The sequence below is a fragment of the Streptomyces sp. MMG1121 genome (assembly GCF_001280015.1).
GTDB lineage: Bacteria > Actinomycetota > Actinomycetes > Streptomycetales > Streptomycetaceae > Streptomyces.
The window spans coordinates 1-288 of record NZ_LGDV01000132.1; the positions used below are offsets into that span (position 1 = coordinate 1).

Consider the following 288-nt stretch of genomic DNA (forward strand, 5'->3'; position numbering starts at 1 on the left):
ACCACGTCCCTCTCGCCGGACTCCTCCGGGCGGAAGAAGTCGGCGAGGCAGAGCCTGCGGCCCCGGCGCTGGCGCGGGAAGGTGAACCGCGTGCGCTCGTTGCCCTGCTCGTCCAGGATGATCAGGTCGTCGTCCTTGGAGACACAGGGGAAGTAGCCGTAGACGACGGCGGCCTCGAGGAGGTTCTCGGTCTGGAGCCGGTCGAGCAGACCGCGCAGCCGCGGCCGGCCCTCGCTCTCCACCAGTTCCTCGTACGACGGTCCCTCGCCGGTGCGGACCTGCTTCAGC

The 288-nt window shown here is 70.1% G+C and carries 1 protein-coding gene; it reads right to left on the reverse strand.

The genetic code is table 11. The features are described from left to right. The coding region (locus ADK64_RS14055; protein ID WP_159046231.1) for a vitamin B12 dependent-methionine synthase activation domain-containing protein at nt 1-288 on the reverse strand (288 nt) is incomplete at both ends.